We start from the raw sequence: 20,635 nt of genomic DNA on the forward strand, positions 1-20,635 counted from the left end.
GCCGTATAACGGAATGGTCACGTTCTCCGGCCGCCGGCGGCACGGCCGCGCCGCCCGCCCAGGTCGCGACCTGATCAGGCACCCATGGCGGCGCGCAGCATCGGCAGGGCCCGCTCCAGCGCCCGCTCCCAGTAGGGCCAGGTGTGCGTGCCCGCCCCGTAGAAGTCGGTGGTGATCTCCGCGCCCGCCGCCCGCGCCCGCTCGGCGAAGACCGTCGCCTGGTTCAGCAGCGCGCCCTCGAAGTCGCCCGTGGCGCCCGGCGGGTCCAGCGGCCCGGGCTTCCCGTCGCCGCAGGACACGTAGAGCGGTACCCCGCCCAGCCGCGCCGCGAGGCGGACGGGGTTGTGCTCGTCCCACGCCTGCCCGTCGGGCTCGCCCCACAGAGCGGCGGGGTCCTCGCCGTTCTCCCGGAGCAGCCTCCGCACGCCGGAGCGGTCGCCGGTGGTGTCGAGCACGCCGGAGAAGGACGCGGCGGCGCGGAACAGGCCGGGATGGCGAGCGGCGTACACCATGGCGCCCAGCCCGCCCATCGACAGCCCGGCGACCGCCCGGTCCGGCCCGGCCCCGAACTCGGCCTCGATCAGCGGGATCAGCTCCTCGATGTGGAAGGTCTCCCACTTCGGGCCGCGTACCCAGTCGGAGTAGAAGCCGACCCTGCCGCCCTCCGGCACCACCACGATGGCGGGCAGCTCGGCGGTGAGCCGCTCCGCGCCGCCCTCGTCCACCCAGCCGAGATGGCCGGCGCCGCAGCAGCCGTGCAGCAGGTAGAGCACCGGCCAGGGGCCGGAGCCGCGGGTCCAGCCGCGCGGGAGCAGCACGCGTACGGGGGTCTCGCGGCCGAGCGCGCGCGAGGTCACGGTCAGCGCCTGCCCGCGCTCGCCCGCCGGTTCCCGCTCGACGATCCGCACGCCGTCCACCTGGGGGGCGGGTGGCACCGGGGCGGGCGTGCAGCCGAGGGACAGCAGCGCGAGCGCCAGAACGAGCGCGGCCCGGGCTCTCATCGCCCGGCCAGGGGGTCGAAGCCGCGCAGCATCATGCCCTGGCCCCGCGAGCGGTGCACGTCGTCGGCGGGCCGGTCCTCGGGGTCGCGGAACTGGACGAGCAGCGTCGTTCGGGCCTGGTCCGACCGGTTGATCCCGGACCCGTGCACGGTCAGGTAGCCGATGAACAGCACGTCGCCCGCCTCCGCCTCGACCGGCACCGCCTCCTCCAGCGGCCACCGCTCCGGCGGCAGGTGCCAGCCGCCCTCCTCGACGTGCGGCAGCGGCCCGTCCTTGTGGCTGCCCGGCACGACCCGGACGCACCCCTTCTCCTCGGGCGCGTCGTCGAAGTGGAAGATGGCGGCGCCGACCGTGTGGCGGGTGTGCGGGAAGTGCGCGGCGTCCTGGTGCATCGGGAACGGCGAGCCCTTCCCGGCGGGCTTGACGAAGATCTTGGTGTGGTGGAGCTGGACGTTCTCCGACCCGATCAGGGCCGCCGCCACGTCGGTGAAGCGCGGATCGAGCACGAGCCGGGCGAACGCGGCCGAGTGGAACTGCGCGTCGTGGCAGTGGCGCAGCTCGGTGGCGACCCCGGCCAGCCGCCTGGCGCTGCCCCAGGTGGGGTCGTACGGGTGTAACCGCGACAGCACCGCGTGGCACTCCTCGCGGTAGGCGCGCGCCTCGTCCTTGCCGATCAGCCCCCTGACGAGCAGGTATCCGTGATCCCGGTAGAACCGGGTCATCGAAGAATCGCTCATGCCACACTCCCGGTGCCGCGCGGTCCCCCTCACTGTGTGCCCGCGAAGCCGCCGGGGGAAGAGTGGCGGCCCGCGCCGCCACCCTTCCCCGCGCTACCGGCAGGTCACCGGGTAGGCCGCCTGCATGGTGGGTTTGTTGTGGTTGAGCACCTCCAGGGCGACCGTGCCGTCCTTGCGCTCGGGACGGTCCCAGTTGGCCGCCTGCACCTCCAGGATGCCGCTCTGGCCGACCTTGAGCGTCACGGGCCCGGTGGGGTGGCCGTCGGTGACCCAGCGGAAGGTGATCTCCGTGCCGGGGGCCGCGGCGAACGCGCCGTGCGCGGTCACGTACGGGGCGTCCACGCAGTCACCGTGGTAGGCGACCGGCCACAGCTCGGTGATCTCGACGGTGCCGGGCGACGGCTCCCGCTGCTTGCACGTCCAGGTGTAGTTCTCCTGCATGAACGGCTTGTTGTGGTTGAGCACCTCCAGGCGGACGACGCCGGTGCCGCTGGTGCGGGCGGAGCCGTACCAGAAGTCGCCGATCTTGCTCTTGACGCCGGGCCTGAGCACCTCGGTCCTGACCGGGCCGGGCTTGCCGTCGATGACCAGGCGGTACTTGACCTCGGCCTCGCGGTCGGTGGTCACCAGCCCGTCGGCGCGCAGGCCGTAGGAGCTGTCGCAGACGCCGTGGAAGACCGGCGTCAGCAGGTAGCGGAAGGTGAGCCGGGCGTCGCCGGGCTGGTCGGTGCAGGAGAAGCCGAACTCGCGCGTCACCGGCTCCGCCGGGCCGCCCTCGGTCATCAGGCCGAGCGTGTGGCGTCCGGCGCCGGCCCGCTCCAGGGACCACGTGGCGGTGACGTCCTGGGCGCGGGGCCGGTCGGAGGCGGCGAAGTCGAGCACCTGCTGCTGCCACTTGTTGCCGTCCAGGATCCACCAGTACGTGACCTTCGCCGCCGGGCCGGCGGGCAGCGCGATGCGGCCGGTGGCCTGGTACGCGACCGGTTCGAGGCATTCGCCCGCGTAGTCGCCCGGGGTGAGAGCGGTGATGCTCGGCACCGGCTTCTGCGCCGGCGGCGGGGTCGGCGCGGGAGTCGTGGGCGCCGGGGTGGTGGGCGGGGGCGAGGTCGGCGGGGGTGACGTCGGCGGGGTGGATGCGCAGGTCACCTGGTACGCCGCCCGGCCCGAGTCATGGCCTGCCGTGAGCAGCCGGATCGCCTTCCACCCGCTGGTGGAGCTGCCCACCCCCATCGGGAGCACGACCTGGCGGCTGCGCGGCCCGCCCGCGGTGAAGGACAGCGACTGCGCCGGCCCCTCACCGGTGGCACTGTCGATCCACTGGTAGTCCACCTTGGCGGGGGTGCGCGAGACCTGGATCGTGCCGGTGAACCGCACGGTCGCCGGGCACGTCCCGCCGTACGAGGGCGGGTCGGCCGTCACGGACGCGGCGGCGACCAGCGGCTTGCCGGGCCGGGCGGGCAGGTGGTGCCGGTCGTCCCAGACCGTGACGCGGCCGGAGCAGGTGACGCTGAACCTGGCCTTGGCCGACAGGCCCTTCCTGCCCAGGATCTCGACCGCCTGCCAGCCGGAGGTGGTGCGGTCGAAGGTCTGGCGGTCCCGCACGACCACCGCGCGCGTCCGGCTCACGCGCACGCTCTTGACGGCGCTCCTGCTGCCGTCGCCGCGTACCCAGCGGTAGCGGACGGTGCCCGTGCCCTTGGCGGCCACCACGGCCGAGAAGCCGACGGTCGTGGGGCAGCCGCCGGACTGCCTGGCGGGGCTCGCCTTGACCTGGGCCACCTTGACGGCCGGCCCCATGGTGGCGGCCGCGGCGGGCGGCGGGGCGGCCAGCAGACCGCTGAGCAGTGCGGCGCCCAGCAGCAACGCTGTCCTTGTCATCTCTGGGGGTCCCTTTCTCTGCTGTGGAAGGGACCACGATCCTCAACCGGTCTTGGACGTCACTTGGATCCCTCTTGTAAGTGCTGGCGGTGGGCGGCGTGGACCCGGCGGCCCTCGGCCCGATCCCGCCGAATGTCGAGGTGCACGCGCACGTGCCCCAGCTCGCGGTGCTGCGGCGGGCGCGGGTGTTCGTGACCCCCGCGGGGATGGGCAGCACGATGGAGAGCCTGTACTTCGGGGTGCCGATGGTGGCGGTGCCGCAGATGGCCGAGCAGTGGCAACGCCGACCGCATCGCCGAGGCCGGAGGTGCCACGGCGGCGGCGGACGAGGTGGAGAAGGTGCTTAACTTGAGGTCGTAAAACGTTTCATTACGATCTCTGCGGAAGGTCACCCTTGGACTACGAACGCCAGCCGTACAGAAGGTGCGGCCGCAGCGGACTGCTCCTGCCCGCCGTGTCGCTGGGCCTGTGGCACAACTTCGGCGAGGGCAAGCCGCTCGACAGCCAGCGCGCCATCCTGCACAAGGCCTTCGACCTCGGCATCACGCACTTCGACCTCGCCGACCGCTACGGCCCGCCCATCGGCGCCGCCGAGGCGGCCTTCGGCAGGCTCTTCCCACGGTCGCTGCGCGACGAGGTGGTGGTCACCACCAAGGGCTACAACCCCATGTGGGACGGCCCGTACGGCGTGGGCGGCTCGCGCAAGCACCTGCTGGCCACCCTCGACCGCTCGTTGCAGCGGCTCGGCCTCGACTACGTGGACATCTTCTACCTGCACCGCGACGACGAGGAGACGCCGCTGGAGGAGCAGGTGGCCACGCTGGACCACATGGTCCGCACCGGCCGCGCCCTCTACGTCGGCGTCTCGAACTTCTCCCCCGGGCGCACCGCACAGGCCGCCCGCCTGCTGCGCTCCCTCGGCACCCCGCTGCTGGTGCACCAGCCGCCGTACTCGCTGCTGAACCGGCACATCGAGGAGTCGCTGCTGGGCGTGCTGGAGGAGGAGGGCGTCGGGTGCGTGGTGTACTCGCCGCTGGCGCAGGGCCTGCTGACCGACCGCTACCTGAACGGCATCCCGGCCGACTCGCGGGCGGCCGAGGGCCGGTTCCTGACGCCTGACCGGGTGACGCCCGAGGTGCTGGCGTTCGTGCGGTCGCTGTCGGAGCTGGCGGACTCGCGCGGGCAGACGGTGGCGCAGCTCGCGCTGGCGTGGGCGCTGCGCGACCCGCGGATCACCTCGGTGCTCGTGGGCGCCTCCAGCCCCGAGCAGCTGGAGGCGAACGTGGCGGCCGTGGACCGGCTCGACTTCACCGAGGACGAGCTGGCCACCATCGAGCGCGCCGCCAAGGAGTCCGGCGTCCAGGCGTGATCCCGGCCGGCGGGTGGCCGTGGGTCACCCGCCGCCCTTCAGAGCAGGTCGCGACGGCGGTCAGGGTGTCGGGGAGCGTCGCCCGGCGGGAACCAGAACATGGTCAGCACCCCCGGCAGGTGCAGGTGGTGGTGCTCCCAGGCGATCTGGACCGGCGTCTGCGCCGGATCCCCGATCGGGAAGTCGCGGCGGCGCGGGTTGAGCACGACCGTGCCGAGCCGCCCGAGCACCCGCGCCGCCTCCCGCTGCCAGTCCGCCACCCCCGTGATCCCGCCGGCCAGGAACACCGCGGGCGGGTCCCCTGGCGCGGGCTCGTAGTAGTCGGGCGCCTCGTAGTAAGGGCTCATGGCGGCTCCTCCTCGTCCGCGACTTCGGTCGCGCGCCGTACATCCATCGATGTACCGGCGATTTCGCTCCCCGGGACGATCGATCCCGGCCCGCGCGCCAGCACAGTTGAAGGTGTGGACAGACGCATCGACGCACTCGACGTGTTGCGCGGCGTGGCCATCCTGGGCACGCTCGGCACCAACATCTGGATCTTCACCGATCCCGGGGGACCGCCGGCGATCCTGAGCTTCGGCGGGGACGCCGGCGTGGCGGAGACGTTCCTGCGGTTCTTGTCCAACGGCAAGTTCCTCGGCCTGCTCACGCTGCTGTTCGGCGTCGGGCTGGAGCTGCAGTACCGCAGCGCGGTGCGCAGGGGGCTGGCGTGGCCGGGCCGCTATCTCTGGCGGGCGGCGCTGCTGTTCGCCGAGGGGGCGCTGCACTTCGTCCTGATCTTCGAGTTCGACGTGCTGATGGGGTACGCGCTGACCTCGATGATCGTCGCATATCTGATCGGCAGGAGCGAGCGGGCCGTCACGGCCTGGATGGTGGGGGCGGGCACGCTGCTCGTGGCCCTGGTGAGCCTGGTGACGCTGGCCCTGCTGACGGCCCAGGGCCAGGCGGCGGGCAGTGCGCCGGCCGCGTACCCGGACGGCTGGCTCGACCAGGTGCGGCTCCGCCTGGACAACCTGGTGGTGTTCCGCGCGGAGCTGGTCCTCATCGTGCCGCTGGGCATCGTGCTGTTCCTGCTCGGGGCCCGCCTGCTGCGCGCCGGCGTGTTCGAGGAGCGGGGCGCGCGGCTGCGCGGCCGGCTGATGGCCGCCGGGCTCGGCCTGGGCGTGCCGCTGAACCTGCTCACCTCCTTCGCGGGCCCCGCCTGGTTCATGGTGGATCGTTACCTCATGGCACCGCTGGTCGCCCTGGGCCTGCTGGCGCTGGTCACCTCGATCGTGCTCGGCATGAAGGGCGCGCCGGGCGTGCTGCGCCGGGGACTCACCGGCGTGGGGCGCACGGCGCTGTCCTGCTACGTGTTCCAGAATCTGGCCGCCGGGGTGCTCTGCTACGGCTGGGGGCTGGGCCTGGCCGCCCGTTTCGACGGCCTGCGGCCCTGGTGGGTGCCGGTGGCCTGGGGCGCGGTCTGCCTGCTGTTCATGGTGCTGTCGTCGCTCTGGCTGCGCCGGTTCGCGCGCGGGCCGCTCGAGCTGGCCTGGCAGTGGGCGTATCTGGCGCCGTTCAGGACGCGCGCCCCCGCGGAGCGGTAGCCGGCGGACTCCACCGCGCGTCCCCGCACCCCGGCTCCGCGCCGCCCCCCGGAACGTGTTTCAATGCACGGACATGAAACTCTCCAGCTTCGGGCCGGGCGGCGGGGCCGCGGCGGAGCCGGCGCCATGACCGGGCGCGTGCTCGACTGGCTGCTGGCGATCGCCGGCGGCGTGCTGCTCACGCTGATGACGCTGTCCAACGCCGTGCTCGCCCGCCACACCGACGCCCTGTACGCCTCGTGGGCCGCGCACGCCGTCGGAGCCGTGGTCGCGCTCCTCCTGGTGCCGGCCATCGCTCGGCGCGGAGCGCCGGTGCGGGCGGCGGGCGCGGCCAGGACGCCGCTGTGGTACTACCTGGGCGGCATCCCCGGCGCGCTCGTGGTCGTCCTGTCCGCCGTCGCGGTCAACAGCGAGCTGGCCCTGGCAGGGACCATCGCGCTGATGCTCACCGGCCAGGTGGTGTTCGGCACCGCCGCCGACCACCTGGGCCTGCTGCACACCCCCCAGCGCCGCGTCACGGGCACGGACCTGGCGGTCGCCGGGTGCGTGCTCGCGGGCAGCGTGCTGATCGTGCTCGGCGGAGCGTGACCCGTGCTCTTCTTCGTGTCCCTCGCGCTGCTCAACGGCGTGCTCATCGGCGCCAGCCGCACCATCAACGGCCAGCTCGGCACGCGGGCGGGGGCGTTCAGGGCCTCCGTGTGGAACCACGTGGTGGGTTTCGTCTTCCTGAGCGCGGTCCTGCTCGTCCTGCGGACCTGGCCGGACATCACGGACGTGCCCGTCGCCGCGTACGCGGGCGGGGTGTTCGGGGCGCTGTTCGTGGCGGTCAACAGCTACGTGTTCCCGAGGCTGGGCGCGATGAGTGCCTCGGTGCTGGTGATCAGCGGGCAGGTGCTGTCCGCCGTGGTGATCGACTGCGTCCAGCAGGGGACGCTTCCCGCGCCGGTCAGGCTGGCCGGCGTGGCCCTCGTGCTCCTGGGGCTCAGCCTGCCCCGCATCACGGCCCACCTGCGCCGCAAGGACCCGTGAGAGCCGCCCGTCATCGCCGGCGGGCGTCCCGACGGCGGCGCAGCGCGACGGCGGTGAACGCACCCGCCAGCAGCAGGACGGCGGCCGCGCCCCCGGCGATCCATCCCCAGCCGGCGCCCGTGCCGCCCTCCGCCCGCAGCGGCTCCTTGACGGGGAAGGTCTCGCCGGCCGCCACCGGCGGCAACGGGGTGCCGAGCGCCTTGACGAGCCCGGCGTCCACGGGTCCCGCCAGGCTCTCGTGCCCGGCCTCCCGCTCGTCGCCGGGCCGCAGCGGCCCCGTGCCCGGGTCGACCGGCACGTTGCCCGAGCACAGCGTGGACGACAGCTCGACCCCCTCGGCCACGGGCCCCGTGGGGCTGGACGCCGCGAACACCAGGTAACGCCCGCCTCGCTCGAACGCGTAACCGCACGAGGCGCTGTCGGCGCTGCTCGCGACCGTGAACCTCTCCGCGGGCAGGCCCTTGTAGACCTGGTCGGCCCGGAACGTGTGAACGCGGGGCCCGCCCATCCCCTCCCCCGCGCGCACGTGCGTCACGGTGCCGGTGAAGACGGCGTCCGCGTGCTCCACGGCCTGCGCCGGTGACAGGTCCGCGCAGCTGCAGGCGTGCGCGGCAGTGGACAGCCCGACGAGCAGGGAGGCGGCGAGGGCGAGCAGAGCGAGCAAGCGAAGCACCATGCCCTTACCACGTACCCGAGGGGGCGAGCAGTTCAACGGGGGTCAGCGCAGCGGGTCGAACTCGGCCAGGGCGGCGGGCTGCTTGCCGGTGGTGATCTGCTCGGCCAGCAGCCGGCCGGTGATCGGGCCGTGGGTCAGGCCCCACATGCCGTGGCCGCCAGCGACGTACACGGTGGGAGCCGCCGTCGCGCCGATGAGCGGCCGCCCGTCCGGGGTGACGGGCCGGGAACCCACCCAGACGTCGGTCCGCTCCTCCCACCGCACCCCGCGCAGGAGCGGGCGGGCGGAGGCGATGATGGCGTCCAGCCGGGCGGGCACCCGCGGGGCGTCCGGGTCGCGGAACTCCATGGTGCCCGCCACCCGCAGGCCGCCCCGGTACGGCGTGCACGCGACCCGCACGCCGGGCAGGTAGAGGGGGCCGGGTACGGGATGGTCGACCGGCACGGTGAAGGAGTAGCCGCGGCCCGCCCGCACCGGGACGCGTACGCCCCACTGCCGGGCCAGGCGGGGCAGCCAGGCGCCGGTGGCCAGCACCACCGCGTCGGCCGACAGGACGGTGCCCTTGGCCGACCGGACGATCGCCTTCCGGTCGTCGGTGCGCACCTCGGTGACCTCGACGGCGTAGACGGTCGCGCCGCGCCGCATGACGGCCTTGCCCAGGGCGTGCACGAAGGCGCCCGGGTCGACGTAGCGCTGCCCGTCGATGCGCACCCCCGCGCCCAGCGGCTCGCCGGCGAGCGGGACCTGCTCGTGGAGCCGCCCGCCGTCCAGGACGGTGTGCTCGACCCGCTGCCCGGCCGACTCCAGCCTGCGCAGCTCCCGCAGCAGGCTCCCGGCCTGGCGCGGGGTGCGGAACGCGGCGGTGATCGGCGCCGCCATGACGGGCGCGGTCACGCCGTCGGCCGCCAGCACCTCGTACGCCTCCACGCACTCGTCGTTGAGCGGCAGGTTGGCCCGCGCGGCACGGGTCCAGGACCGCCAGCTGCTGTTGGCGGCGAAGCGGGCCAGGAACGCCCACAGGCCGGGGTCGACGGTGGCGGGCACGTGCAGGGGCGCGGCGGGATCGAGCAGCGAGCGCAGGCCGTAGCGCAGCACGGCGGGCTCGTTCAGCGGGATGGCCAGGCCCGGCGCGATCCATCCCGCGTTGCCCCAGGACGCGCCGGCCGCCACGCCGCCGCGGTCGACCACGTCGACCTGAACCCCGCGCTCCTGCAGGAACCACGCGGTCGACAGGCCCACGATGCCCGCGCCCACCACGATCACCGATCGCGGCCAGTTGCCGGCCATGCTCACCCTCCAACGAGTACGGATCCGATGTCGCAGCCAGCATGGCCCGGGCGGCGACCGGCGGCGGTGTGGGCAGGCGACAATCGCGCAGCCGCCGCCTGTGGATCCGGCACAACGCGTCAGTGGCCGGGCTCGTCCTCGACGGCGGCCAGCATGATGGTCAAGGCGAGGCGCTTGCGGGCGTCGCCCAGGTCCAGCGGGCTGATCTCGCCCATCCTGCGCAGCCGGTTGCGCACGGTGTTGGGGTGCACCTCGAGCCGTTCGGCGGCCAGCGTGAGGTCGCCCTGGCTCTCCAGCCAGGCCCGCAGCGTGGCCACGAAGCGCGTGCCGTGGCTGGCGTCGTGCCGCAGCAGCGTGGGCACCGGGCCGCGGGCCGGCGCCCGGCCGGTGCGCGCGGCCGCGCGCAGCCGCCGCAGCAGGATGTCGTCCCATGACTCGTCGTAGGCGGGCGGCAGGGCGCCGGGCCGGCCGCTCTCGTGCAGGGCCAGGCATTCGTCGGCCTCCTGGCGGCCCGCCGGCAGCTCCGCGACCCCGGCGGGGGCGCCGATCCCCGCCGCCAGACGTACCTGTGCGGGGAGTTCGGCCTGCAGTGCCGTGATCCATCGGCGGGCCGCCTGCGCGGGGCCGGCCGGCAGGATCGTGTAGAGCGTGTCGCCGAGCAGCGTGCTGCGCCCGGGCCTGGACCAGCCGAAGCCGGTGGTGGCCTGCTCGAAGGCCAGCAGCAGCGCGGCGTGGCGCTCGCCGCCGGTGCCGGCCCGGACCGCGATGACGCGCATCTCCCGCTGGGGCAGGCCCAACCGGCTGATCACCGTCGCCGCGTCGGCGCTGCCCTCCAGCAGCCGGATGACCAGGTCGGACTCCACCTGCCGCTCCAGGTCGGCGCTGGCCCGGGAGCGCAGCAGGTGCAGCGCGACCGTGCGGGCGCCGTCGGCCAGGGCGCGGCGGCCGGCCTCGTCCGGCGGGCTGCCGCAGCTCACCCACACCGAGCCGAGCAGCTCGCGGCCGGCCCGGACCGCCACCGCCATGCGCCCGGTCAGGCCGTTGGCGGCGTCGGCGGGGACGAACACCGGCTCGTCCGTGGTCGCCAGGCGGGCGAAGACCCCCTGCTGCTGGAACAGCTCGCGCAGGCGATCGGGCACGCGGCGGGCGAGGATCGTCTCCAGCCGGGCCGGGTCGCCCGCCTGCTGGGAACGGGAGTAGGCCAGCACCCGCGAGTGCCGGTCCTCGATGGTCACCGGCCCGCCGATGACGTCGGCCAGGCTGTCGGCCAGCGCGAACAGGTCGGTCGGGCCGCGTCCCGAGGCGGTCTCGCGGCTCTCCAGCACCAGCCCGTAGACCACGCCGGCCAGCTGGCTCCACGAGACGGCGGGGTCGGCCAGCAACACGGCCACCCCGTGCCGGTCGCCGAGCGCGGCGGCCTCCCGCTCGGCGGCCATGCCACCCCCGTCCCCGGCGACCCCCGGCTCGGGGGCCGCGCCGCCCCTGTTCGCGGCGGGCCGGACCAGGACCGCCGTGGCCTTGACCGCGGCCGCGCTCCGCACCGCCTCGTCGATCGAGGAGCTGCCGACGGCCAGGAGCAGGTCGCCCGTGACGTGGCGGTCGCCGGCTTCCGGCATGGCCACGCTGCGCAGCCAGGTCGAACGGGTCTCGGGACGGCCGCACAGCCGCACGCCGTACCCCCCGAGAACGTTCACCAGGCGGTCCAACGTGATCACGATCGGCTCCGGTCCGGCTTGCCGCGGGCCGCCAGGTCCGGCTGCAGGCACAGCCGCATCAAGCCGCGGACGGTGGCGTGCTGCGGCTGCGCCGCCACGCTGATCGGCAGCCGCACCGAGGCACGCAACCGGCGCAGCAGCCGCTCCTGACGCGCGCCGCCGCCGGTGACCACCAGCCCGCGGGCGCGCGCGGCGGGGCGCGTGCCGGCCGACAGGCGGCGGGCCAGGGCCGCCGTCATGTCCACGACCCCCTCCAGCGCGTACGACGCCAGCCCCGCGCCGGTGGTGGCACTGAGCTGGAGGGCGGCCGCGTCGATGACGGCCCCCTCGCTGAACGCGACCACCTCGACGATGCCCGCGCCGACGTCCAGCACCAGGCAGGGCCGCGTGTCGAGGACGTCCAGGCCGGCGCCGACGGCGGCGGCCAGCGGCTCGTCCACCAGCCGCACCTCGCACCCGGCGACCTCGGCGACCGCGGCGCGGACCGCCCCGCGATCGCTCCGCGACGCCGCCAGCGGCACTCCGGCCAGCACCCGCTCCAGCGGGCGGCTGTCGTAGAGGCGGGTGTCCCGCAACGCCAGGCGAACCAGCCGCAGGCAGGCGCCCGGGTCGATCACCATGCCGTGCCGGATGGGCCGCACCGCGTCCGGCCCCCTGGCGATCACCGACGCCCGGTCGGCCATGGCGTGCCCGTCCAGGGCCAGTGACCGGGTACGCGCGGTGCCCAGATCGAGCGCCACGAAGCGCCGCGCGGCGGTCACCGCGCGCTCCCGCACGGGGCCGGGCGGAGCTGACGTGCGAGCTCGTGCGGCCGCTCCAGCCGCGGCAGGGCATGAACTGATTCGGCGACGGACATGACGATGATCGGCTCCTAGCTGACTCCGGGGAAGGGCGGCACGACACAGCGCGCCCCGCCCCTGTTCCAAGGGGAAGGAAGAAGAGACGCCGGCTAGGTGTGCGGCGGGCTGCGCGACCCCGCGGTGCGCTGCGCGAGCTGTTGCGGATCGCGGACCGCGTCCGCGGCGGGGGACGCCAGCAAGGCCAGGTGTATGGGCTCGCCCTGGCGATCGCCGCGCAGCAGCGGCCACAGCGACAGCAGGACCGGGCCCATCACGCCGGCGAGCGCGCCGGCCCCTCGTGGTGTCCTCCACGGCCCCGTCATGGGGCCGACCATAGCCCAGACCGCCGCCGAACGCGCCCTCCTCCACGCCCGCCGGCACCGGACACCCCGGGCTCAGCCGGCCCCGGCGAGGACACGGGTCGCGACGCGCCGCCCACCCGCTGCCCCTCGGGCGCCCGCGAAGACAGGTGGTTGACGTGGCGCCTGCGAGCGCTTACGGTTCCGGCAGTCGGTGAAACTATCGACACAATTCCGAAACTTTCGGAAGTCGTGTCGCCGCCCAGCCACCCCCACGGCACCGGAGGTCATTCGGTGAAGCCACTGATCATCGCCCTCGCGCTCGTCCTCGCCGCCCCGCTCCCCGCCTCCGCCCACCCGCGCCCGCCACGCGACCTGCGCCAGCTCGCGCAGCAGACCGGCATCAAGATCGGCTCAGCGGTGGACATCGCCGCCCTGCGCGCCGAGTCCGACTACCGCAGGGTGCTCAACCGCGAGTTCAACCACGTCACCGCCGAGAACGCGATGAAGTGGGAGTCGGTGGAGCCGCAGCGCGGCGTGTTCACCTGGGACGACGCCGACACGCTGGTCGAGAACGCGCGCCGCAACCGCCAGCAGGTACGCGGCCACACCCTCGTCTGGCACAACCAGCTCCCCGCCTGGCTGACCGCGGGCGTCGAGGACGGCTCCATCGACGCCACCGAGCTGCGGCAGATCCTGCGCGACCACATCACCACGCAGGTACGCCGCTACAAGGGCAAGATCCGGGCCTGGGACGTGGTCAACGAGGTCGTGGAGGAGGACGGCTCGATGCGGCAGAGCATCTGGCTCAAGCACCTCGGCCCCGGCTACATCGCCGACGCCTTCCGCTGGGCGCACCGCGCCGACCCGCGCGCCAAGCTGTTCATCAACGACTACAACCTGGAATGGAACGCCCCCAAGATCGAGACCACGCTGTCCCTGGTCAAGGAGCTCCAGGCGCAGGGCGTGCCGATCCACGGCGTCGGCTTCCAGGGCCACCTCGGGATCCAGTACGACTACCCCGGCGACTGGGCGAACGTCATGCGCCGCTTCGCCGACCTCGGCCTGGAGGTCGCGATCACCGAGCTGGACGTGCGCATGGAGCTGCCGGTGACCCCGGAGAAGCTGTCCACCCAGGCCACGTACTACAGCCGGGCCATGACCGACTGCCTCAGCGTCAAGGCCTGCCGCGAGCTCACCGTCTGGGGCTTCACCGACCGGCACTCGTGGGTGCCGGGCTGGTTCGAGGGGGAGGGCGCGGCGTGCCTGCTCGACGAGAACCTGGCGCCCAAGCCTGCCTACCAGGCGCTGCTGACGGTCAAGAGCCCTCGCTGACAGATCACCCTCGCTCCCCGGGGGCGCGCTGCCGGGGGGCGAGCGCCCCTGCCGAGCCTGGGGTGCCGGGCCGGCTCGGCAACCCTGATGACCAGGATGCCGCACCGGCTCGACGTCCCTGATGACCGGGATGCAGCGCCGGCGCAGTGTTCCTGATGACCGGGATCCAGCGCCGGCGCGGCATGCCCGATGACCGGGATGCCGGGCTGACGCGGCGTTCCCGATGGCCGGGCACCTTCCGCCGACGGTGCCCGGCCGCCGCCCAGGTCCTCACGATCCTCACACCCGCGTGAGGACCTGGGCCCCAGCATCCCGGCAGGCCCGCCCGAACAGGGAGCCCGGTGTCCCGCCGCGCCTCACAGCGGGCCGGACGGTGCTCGTTCGAGGCGCTGGAAGAGGCCGTACACGAAGCGGGCGCGATGCGTCTCGCCCCCGTGGCGGAAGTCGACCGTCCAGTGGTGCGGGGCCGGGCCGTCGATCTGTACGGCGCCGGGGAAGCTCGCGCCGACGTCCCCCACGACGCACGCCCAGGGCACCAGGTCGGCGAAGGTCAGCGCGGCGGCCCCGGAGGGGCGGACGAGCCACTGGTTCCACAGCTCGCCGCCAGGGCCGACCAGCGCCTCGTACGCCAGGCCGGGCCAGGTCGGCAGCGGCCAGCGGAGCACGTCGCAGGTGAGGCTGCCGGCGGGCCTGCGGGCGCGGTGCGGCGGCGGGCCCAGCGCCATCCGCAGGGCGGCGGCCCCCTTCGGCGCCCTCGGGGCGTGGGCCAGCCTCGTCCAGTGGGCATGGGCCTCGCGCAGCTCGGCGCGGGAGGCGCCGATGAGGCCGAGGGTCTCCTCGACCTTCTCGGCGTTCATGTCGCGCATGCGGTGCAGCAGCGCCAGCTCGAACTCGCGTACCCCGAAAGCCACCGCCCCAGCTTGCCACTCCCCTACGGGACCTCGCGCCCGGCCAGGCCATCGAACCCCAGCAGGCCGCCGGCGCCGGCCGGGGCGGCGGGGAGGCTGCCGGAGGGGGTCCGGCCGGCAGCGGGACTCTCGGAGGCGGTCCCGTCAGGAGGGAGGTCGCCGGAGCCGGGCCGGCCGTTCGGGCGGTCGCGGGAGGCGACGACGTCCGCCAGGCTGATCTCGCTGAGCAGCGCGTCCTCGTGGCTGCGCAGCCGGTCCCAGATCTCGGCGAGCGGCGCGGCGGCCGGGGAGAACGGGCGCAGGGCCTGCTCGGCGCCCTCGGTGACGCGGATGACGTCGGCAAGCGCGATCTCTGCGGGCGGCCGGGCCAGCCAGTAGCCGCCGTCGGGACCGCGCTGGCTGCGGATGAGGCCGGCCCGGCGCAGCTGAAGCAGGATGTTGTCGCAGAAGCGACGGGGGATGTCCTGCGTGACGGCGATCCGTTCAGCGTGCACCGGGCTGTCGGCCACGGCCAGGGCGAGCATGGCGCCCAGGGCGTATTGGGTGCGGGCGGAGATTCTCATGGGCCGGCTCAGGCGGACGCCGTCTCCTCCTCCGTCGTCGTACGCTGGCGCAGCTCGCTCTCCACCGCCTCGACCGACTCGTTGGCCTTGTCACGGCGGTACTCGCGTACGGAGTAGGCGATCGCGGCGGCCCAGATGACGGCGATGACGATGTAGGCGACGGCCTGGACACCACCGGAGGCGTCGATCCAGTCGCTGCGCAGCAGCGTGCGGACGTTGGTCAGCACGATCACGCCGCCCACGGCCGAGCCGAGGATGCGCGGCGGGATGTGCCGGACGAGCCAGGCGGCGATCGGCGCGGCGATGACGCCACCGAGCAGCAGGACGGCGACCCAGGCGAAGTTGATGTTCTCGGAGCCGATGCCGACGAAGAAGCCGACGCTGGCGGCGATGGCGACGAGGAACTCGCTGGCGTCGATGGAGCCGATCACCTTGCGCGGGGCCAGGCGCCCGCTGGCCAGGATGGCGGGCGTGCCGACCGGGCCCCAGCCGCCACCGCCGGTGGCGTCCACGAAGCCGGCGAGCAGGCCGAGCGGCGCCAGGAAGCGCCTGCGCAGCGGCTTGCCCAGGTTCCCGCGCGGCAGGCCGAACGCGGTGAAGCGGATGAGGATGTAGACGCCCAGGGACAGCAGGATGAGCGACATGACAGGGGCGGCGATCTCGGTGGACAGGCTCGACAGGAACGTCGCCCCGGCGAAGGCGCCGACGGCTCCGGGGATCCCGATCTTCGCGACGACCTTCCAGTCGACGTTGCCGAAGCGCCAGTGGGAGATGCCCGAGGCGAGCGTGGTGCCGATCTCGGCGAGGTGGACGGTGGCGGAGGCGGCCGCCGCGTTGGTGCCGATGGCCAGCAGCAGCGTGGTCGAGGTGACGCCGTAGGCCATGCCTAGGCTGCCGTCGACCAGCTGAGCGGCGAGGCCGACCAGCCCGAGCAGGATGAGCGCTCGCACGATCTCCCCTTCCCTACGATTCCTACTATACAAGTAGGAATAATCTAGTGCGTTGGGCGACCTGTCAACCCTCGGGATGGACACGGAACGATGACGACCGTCACCCGCATACGTGCGCCGGTGCGGCCCGGCGGTTCGCCACGCCGGCGCGGGATGCCAGAGACGACGTGCTGCGACGTCCTGCGGCGTCCTGCGGCGTCCTGCGACGCGCGTGGCCGGCGGCGCTGCTGGGCGCCGCCGGCGATCGGCGGGCGGCGCTAGCCGGTGATCAGCGCCTTGACCGCGAGTTGCTCCTCGCCCGCCGGGCCGTCGAGGCGGATCGACAGCTCCCAGACGCCGCTCATCGAGAACAGCTCGCCCTCGGCCAGGAAGCGCCCGGGCTCCCGCTCGGTGGCGGCGAGCTCGGGCGTGGAGTGCCCCATGTCGGCCATCACCGCGGACACGGCCACGCTGTCGGCGTCGCCCTTGCTCACCTTGACCTCCACGGCGACCCGCCCCGGAGCCGGGTCCTCGATCAGGACGGTGGCGGCGTAGCGGTCGCCGGTGGTGGTCAGGTTGATCGGGTCAGCCGACGCGCCCCTGCCCACGACGAACACCACCGCACCGGCGACCACGAGCGCACCGGCGACCAGGGCCGGTTTCACCCTCGTCACCGGGCCTCCGCCGCCGTCACGTCCACGGTGAACGGCGCGGTCTCGATGCGGTCGGCGGTGGCGTACTGGATCCAGGCGAGGTAGCGGCCGGGCGCGGGGAAGCTGAAGGTGAAGCGCAACCGGGATCCGGGAGCGCCCATCTCGTGCACGTGGCCGAGGAAGCCGCCGTCCTGCTCGCGGATGAGCAGGTGCCCGGTCATGCCGAGCCAGGGCCGCACGCCGGCGGGCACGTCCAGCTCGATCGTCGTGGGCCGTCCCGCGACCGGCACGCCGGGCTGCAGCCGCGGCACGACACCCCCGGATCCGGGCTCCGCAACGACGCCACCAGGCTCCACCGCCTCCGCGCCTTCCGCGCCCTCTGCGGTCTTCGCGCCTTCCGCGCCCTCCGCGCCTTCCGCGCCCTCCGCGCCCTCCGCACCCTTCGCGGTCTTCGCGGTCTTCGCGGTCTTCGCGGCGTCCGCAGGCGCGGGCTCTTCCCCGACCTGGAAACCGGCCGCGACGAGCTGGCCGCCCGAATCCTCCCGTTCCAGCTCGGCATGCGCCAGGTACCGGCCGGACCGGTCCGCACGCAGGCGCACCTCCAGCCGCCCAGGCCCGGTGCGCAACGGATGCACATGGCGGAAGTACCGCCCGTCCTCGCTGGTGACGACCACATGAGCGAGCGCCTCGTGATGCACCGCGAGATCATCGACGGGCCGCCCGGTCGAACCGTCGACGAGATCCAGCCGCAACGTGAACTCCTCCCCCACCCCCGGCCGCGCGGGCACCGTCACCACCCGCGCCTGCGCGTACGGCCGCCCACCCGCCACCGGGCTCACAGCAGCGGGAGCCGCGCCGTCCGGCACCGGCGGCGGCAGCCACGGCTCGAACACCACGACCATGGCCGCCACCGTCACCCCGGCAGCGGCCCCCGCACCCAGCGCCATCGCCCGCCCCGGACGAGCCACAGCACCGGTCAGCAGACCGCCCACCAGCAGCAACGCGGCCACGAACAGGCCACCGTAGACGAGGAAGTCGCCCATCGACCCACGCTCGACCAGGACCCGGAACGGGACGACGGCGACCTCGCCCCCCGCACGCAGCCTCAGCTCGTGCGGCCCGGTCCGCTCCACCCTGAGCTGGACATAGCGCGGATCCGCCGCGGCCTGCGCCGCGCCCGTCACCGCCCGGCCGTCCTCCACCGAACGCACCTCAAGACCCACGGACAGCCCGGCGACCGGCTGGTACGCGATCACCCCGATCCGCAGCGGCCCCGGCACCCGCGACGTCCCCTTGATCACCACCGTGACCTCGGCGTCGGCGATCGTCTGGGCGATCCGCAGATCCGCCCCCGCCGTGACGTTGTGCGCCACGGCGGGAACAGCCAGCGCCACCACCAGAACAGCGGCCAGGCACAGAGCTCGAACGATCATGCCCGCTCGGCGGCGGCCTCGCCGGGCCGGACCGGCTGGGCGGTGACCGCGTTGGGCAGGAACAACGCCCCGAGCGCCAGCCCGATGAGACCGGCGATGATCGGCGCCCCGGTCCACAACTCCGGCACCGCGGGCAGCCCACCCCCCGCGGCCGAGGAGATGCCGAGGTAGAGCGTCCAGGTGGCGAACGCCGACAGCCCGGCGAAGGCCCAGTAGGCGCCGCGCCGCTGAGCCGACGGGCGCAACCAGCGGATGAGCAGGTCGCTCACCAGCCCGGCGGCCACGAACGACAGCAGCACGGGCACGTTCTCGAACTCCGTCTGCGCTCCCGGCATGAGCACGGCGATCGCGTACATGACGGTCACCGAGCCGAACGGCAGCATCCATCGGCGCACCAGCAGCAGCACGGGGCTGAGCACGACGACGTTGGTGACGACCATCGCCAGGGCGAGCCGGTCCGCGCCCGGGTCGTCCACCGAGGAGAACGCCTCGACGATGCGGGCCGCCCGGTACTGCATGGCGTCGCCGTACGACAGGAACAACGACACCAGCGTGGTGGCGAACGCGAGCCCGATCAGGGCGGGCAGCAGCCGGCCGAGCGTCGGCTGGGGACCGACGTCGGGGGCGTTCCACGCGGAGCGGAGCGGGGTGGTGATGATGAGGAGCATCGTCACGACGAGCCCGAGATGTGAAGGGCTGAAAAGAATGTCGAGGTTCGTCTCGATGCCCAGAATGGTGTGCCACATCATGTCCGCGAACCCGAACGCGGCGAACGCGGGCACGGCCACCAGCCCGGCGAGATAACCCGTCGGCACCGCCGCCAGCCCCTGCCTCCCGGCGCGTACGTTCCGCCAAACCTGCCAGAGGATCCAGCCGGAGACCACGGCGAACCCGGAGTAGAACACCGCATGCCACGGGGTGAAGAACGTCTCCAACTCCGCCAGATTGGTGTGCGCCCAGGCGTCGATCATCAACCCGACCCCGAACCACACCCCCAGCAGCGCTGTCACCAGGTCAGCCCTGGGGGACACCCATCCCCGGGGCTCCCCCGAATCCACCAGTAATCGCCGGATGCCGGCGTCTGCCAATGCCACGTGCTGACTCCTTTCCGTCAAGTCGAATCTATCGATATCAAGCGAAGAGAAGGAGCCCGAAAACAACTCGTTGATTTCACGGTGCGTACTTGCGCGGATACGATTCACCGGAATACCCGGCAAAATCCCCATATGCCCGTGACGGGATTTCCGGAATCGCCCGCCACCGGCCGACCTTGCCTCCCCGGGTTGAGAACGACGGGTTTCCTGCGCGATGCTGGTACGCCGGAAGAGTTCACTCGGGGGTCGGATGAGGTCACTGCGAATCCTGCGCTGGCTGCCGTTCGTCGTCATGCTGGGTGTCGCGCTCACCGACCTGCTGGCCGGCGAGAACCTCGTCTTCCTGCCGCTCCTCACCCTCGGCCCCGCCTTCGCCTCGGTGTCGGGCGGCGTGCGGCGCACCGCGGCCGTCGGGGCGGTGGCGCTGGCCGTGTGCGTGCCGATGGCCGTCTACAACGACCTGCTGTTCACGTTCGAGAACAACCTCACGGTCGTCGGCATCATGGGGGTGACGGCGGCGAGCATGCTGGCCAGCCGCCTGCGCCTGCAACGCGAGCGCGAGCTGGCCAGCGTCCGCCAGGTCGCGGAGGCCGCCCAGCGCGTCCTGCTCCGCCCCGTGCCCCGGCGGGCGGGCGACCTGCAGGTGGCGCTCTCCTACACCTCGGCGGCGGCCGAGGCCCAGATCGGCGGCGACCTGTACGAGATCGTCACGACCCCGCACGGGGTGCGGCTGCTGATCGGGGACGTGCAGGGCAAGGGGCTGGCGGCGGTCGAGACGGCGGCCTGGGTGCTGGGGGCCTTCAGGGAGGCGGCCTACGACGAGGCCGGCCTGGCCGACATCGGCGAACGGCTGGAGGCCAGCCTGGCCCGGCACCTGGGCGGGGAGCAGTTCGTCACCGCGATCATCGCCGAGATCCACGAGACGGAGATGACGCTGGTGAACTTCGGGCATCCGGCGCCCCTGCTCCTCCTGGGCGACGGCACCCTGCACACCGCCGACCCACCCGACCCCGGCCTGCCCCTGGGCCTGGGCGCGCTGGAGCCGGCGGCGGTCAAGGCGCATCGGGTGCCGTTCGGGAGCGGGGATCGGATCCTGCTGTTCACCGACGGGGTCATCGAGGCGCGGAACAAGGACGGGGAGTTCTATCCGCTGGAGGAGCGGGTCCGGTTGTTGCGGCGCGACGATCCGCAGGCGGGGCTGGACGCGTTGCGGGCGGATCTGGTGCAGCACGCGGGCGGGCCGTTGCTGGACGACGCCGCGATGTTGCTGCTGCATCGGCCGGCCGACTGAATCTCGGCGGTGG

At 73.6% G+C, this 20,635-nt stretch carries 22 protein-coding genes; 7 read left to right on the forward strand and 15 right to left on the reverse strand.

Translation table 11 applies throughout. The features are described 5' to 3' along the window. Window positions 1-74 precede the first annotated feature (74 nt). The 3 genes from AB0I79_RS36290 to AB0I79_RS36300 form a co-directional block, all read right to left on the reverse strand. Window positions 75-1,001 carry an alpha/beta hydrolase family protein gene (locus tag AB0I79_RS36290; RefSeq protein ID WP_357883264.1) on the reverse strand — a complete coding sequence of 309 codons (927 nt, stop codon included), beginning with the start codon at window positions 999-1,001 and terminating at the stop codon, window positions 75-77. Next, window positions 998-1,738, reverse strand: coding sequence for a phytanoyl-CoA dioxygenase family protein (locus AB0I79_RS36295; protein ID WP_357883267.1), 741 nt, complete (start codon window positions 1,736-1,738; stop codon window positions 998-1,000). Before AB0I79_RS36295 ends, AB0I79_RS36290 begins: the two co-directional genes overlap by 4 nt. 93 nt (window positions 1,739-1,831) lie before the next feature. Continuing rightward, a complete protein-coding gene (locus tag AB0I79_RS36300; RefSeq protein ID WP_357883270.1) occupies window positions 1,832-3,616 on the reverse strand; it encodes a hypothetical protein in 1,785 nt (594 codons plus the stop codon). A gap of 98 nt (window positions 3,617-3,714) precedes the next feature. Here AB0I79_RS36300 and AB0I79_RS36305 point away from each other — a divergent pair, with 98 nt between their 5' ends. Beyond that, window positions 3,715-3,963: a nucleotide disphospho-sugar-binding domain-containing protein gene (locus AB0I79_RS36305; protein WP_357883273.1), complete on the forward strand. Its 249-nt coding sequence runs from the start codon at window positions 3,715-3,717 to the stop codon at window positions 3,961-3,963. A 47-nt stretch (window positions 3,964-4,010) separates the two neighbouring features. After that, window positions 4,011-4,985 (forward strand): aldo/keto reductase, encoded by a 975-nt coding sequence (locus AB0I79_RS36310; RefSeq protein ID WP_357883276.1) that lies wholly within the window; start codon window positions 4,011-4,013, stop codon window positions 4,983-4,985. A 38-nt stretch (window positions 4,986-5,023) separates the two neighbouring features. On the opposite strand, the gene AB0I79_RS36315 is transcribed toward AB0I79_RS36310, so the two are convergent. Then, entirely contained in the window at window positions 5,024-5,332 is a 309-nt protein-coding gene (locus tag AB0I79_RS36315) for a nucleoside 2-deoxyribosyltransferase domain-containing protein (RefSeq protein ID WP_357883279.1), read from the reverse strand. 114 nt (window positions 5,333-5,446) lie between these two features. Between AB0I79_RS36315 and AB0I79_RS36320 the strand changes: the two genes are divergently transcribed. From AB0I79_RS36320 to AB0I79_RS36330, 3 genes are all read left to right on the forward strand, one after another. Beyond that, window positions 5,447-6,571 (forward strand): DUF418 domain-containing protein, encoded by a 1,125-nt coding sequence (locus tag AB0I79_RS36320; protein WP_357883282.1) that lies wholly within the window; start codon window positions 5,447-5,449, stop codon window positions 6,569-6,571. 126 nt (window positions 6,572-6,697) lie between these two features. Next, complete coding sequence (locus AB0I79_RS36325; RefSeq protein ID WP_357883285.1) at window positions 6,698-7,159, forward strand: DMT family transporter; 462 nt, start codon at window positions 6,698-6,700, stop codon at window positions 7,157-7,159. Window positions 7,160-7,162: 3 nt separating this feature from the next. Beyond that, window positions 7,163-7,600: a DMT family transporter gene (locus AB0I79_RS36330; RefSeq protein ID WP_357883287.1), complete on the forward strand. Its 438-nt coding sequence runs from the start codon at window positions 7,163-7,165 to the stop codon at window positions 7,598-7,600. A 10-nt stretch (window positions 7,601-7,610) separates the two neighbouring features. Here AB0I79_RS36330 and AB0I79_RS36335 read toward each other — a convergent pair whose 3' ends face one another. From AB0I79_RS36335 to AB0I79_RS36355, 5 genes are all read right to left on the reverse strand, one after another. After that, on the reverse strand, window positions 7,611-8,276 hold the full coding sequence (locus tag AB0I79_RS36335) for a hypothetical protein (RefSeq protein WP_357883290.1): 666 nt from the start codon (window positions 8,274-8,276) through the stop codon (window positions 7,611-7,613). Window positions 8,277-8,318: 42 nt separating this feature from the next. After that, window positions 8,319-9,563 carry an FAD-dependent oxidoreductase gene (locus AB0I79_RS36340; RefSeq protein ID WP_357883293.1) on the reverse strand — a complete coding sequence of 415 codons (1,245 nt, stop codon included), beginning with the start codon at window positions 9,561-9,563 and terminating at the stop codon, window positions 8,319-8,321. Between the two features lie 119 nt (window positions 9,564-9,682). Continuing rightward, window positions 9,683-11,278, reverse strand: a complete 1,596-nt coding sequence (locus tag AB0I79_RS36345) for a helix-turn-helix domain-containing protein (protein WP_357883296.1) — start codon at window positions 11,276-11,278, stop codon at window positions 9,683-9,685. Next, the gene (locus AB0I79_RS36350; RefSeq protein WP_357883299.1) at window positions 11,275-12,039 is read right to left on the reverse strand and encodes a rod shape-determining protein; all 765 of its coding nucleotides are present in this window, start codon (window positions 12,037-12,039) and stop codon (window positions 11,275-11,277) included. Before AB0I79_RS36350 ends, AB0I79_RS36345 begins: the two co-directional genes overlap by 4 nt. Before the next feature lie 188 nt (window positions 12,040-12,227). Further along, complete coding sequence (locus AB0I79_RS36355; protein ID WP_357883302.1) at window positions 12,228-12,440, reverse strand: hypothetical protein; 213 nt, start codon at window positions 12,438-12,440, stop codon at window positions 12,228-12,230. Window positions 12,441-12,710: 270 nt separating this feature from the next. On the opposite strand from AB0I79_RS36355, the gene AB0I79_RS36360 reads away from it, so the two are divergent. Beyond that, on the forward strand, window positions 12,711-13,751 hold the full coding sequence (locus AB0I79_RS36360; RefSeq protein WP_357883305.1) for an endo-1,4-beta-xylanase: 1,041 nt from the start codon (window positions 12,711-12,713) through the stop codon (window positions 13,749-13,751). A gap of 356 nt (window positions 13,752-14,107) precedes the next feature. Here AB0I79_RS36360 and AB0I79_RS36365 read toward each other — a convergent pair whose 3' ends face one another. The 6 genes from AB0I79_RS36365 to AB0I79_RS36390 form a co-directional block, all read right to left on the reverse strand. Then, complete coding sequence (locus AB0I79_RS36365; RefSeq protein ID WP_357883308.1) at window positions 14,108-14,662, reverse strand: hypothetical protein; 555 nt, start codon at window positions 14,660-14,662, stop codon at window positions 14,108-14,110. 20 nt (window positions 14,663-14,682) lie between these two features. Continuing rightward, window positions 14,683-15,222 (reverse strand): Rrf2 family transcriptional regulator, encoded by a 540-nt coding sequence (locus AB0I79_RS36370; protein WP_357883310.1) that lies wholly within the window; start codon window positions 15,220-15,222, stop codon window positions 14,683-14,685. Window positions 15,223-15,230: 8 nt separating this feature from the next. After that, entirely contained in the window at window positions 15,231-16,172 is a 942-nt protein-coding gene (locus tag AB0I79_RS36375) for a sulfite exporter TauE/SafE family protein (RefSeq protein ID WP_357883313.1), read from the reverse strand. 257 nt (window positions 16,173-16,429) lie between these two features. Further along, window positions 16,430-16,825: a hypothetical protein gene (locus AB0I79_RS36380; protein WP_357883316.1), complete on the reverse strand. Its 396-nt coding sequence runs from the start codon at window positions 16,823-16,825 to the stop codon at window positions 16,430-16,432. Then, on the reverse strand, window positions 16,822-18,237 hold the full coding sequence (locus AB0I79_RS36385; RefSeq protein WP_357883319.1) for a hypothetical protein: 1,416 nt from the start codon (window positions 18,235-18,237) through the stop codon (window positions 16,822-16,824). The genes AB0I79_RS36380 and AB0I79_RS36385 overlap by 4 nt, the downstream gene beginning before the upstream one ends. Beyond that, complete coding sequence (locus AB0I79_RS36390) at window positions 18,234-19,331, reverse strand: hypothetical protein (RefSeq protein ID WP_357883322.1); 1,098 nt, start codon at window positions 19,329-19,331, stop codon at window positions 18,234-18,236. Before AB0I79_RS36390 ends, AB0I79_RS36385 begins: the two co-directional genes overlap by 4 nt. 250 nt (window positions 19,332-19,581) lie before the next feature. Between AB0I79_RS36390 and AB0I79_RS36395 the strand changes: the two genes are divergently transcribed. Next, window positions 19,582-20,622, forward strand: coding sequence for a PP2C family protein-serine/threonine phosphatase (locus tag AB0I79_RS36395; RefSeq protein ID WP_357883325.1), 1,041 nt, complete (start codon window positions 19,582-19,584; stop codon window positions 20,620-20,622). Window positions 20,623-20,635: the final 13 nt, after the last annotated feature.

This window comes from Nonomuraea sp. NPDC050202 (assembly GCF_040656115.1).
In the GTDB taxonomy this organism is placed as follows: domain Bacteria; phylum Actinomycetota; class Actinomycetes; order Streptosporangiales; family Streptosporangiaceae; genus Nonomuraea.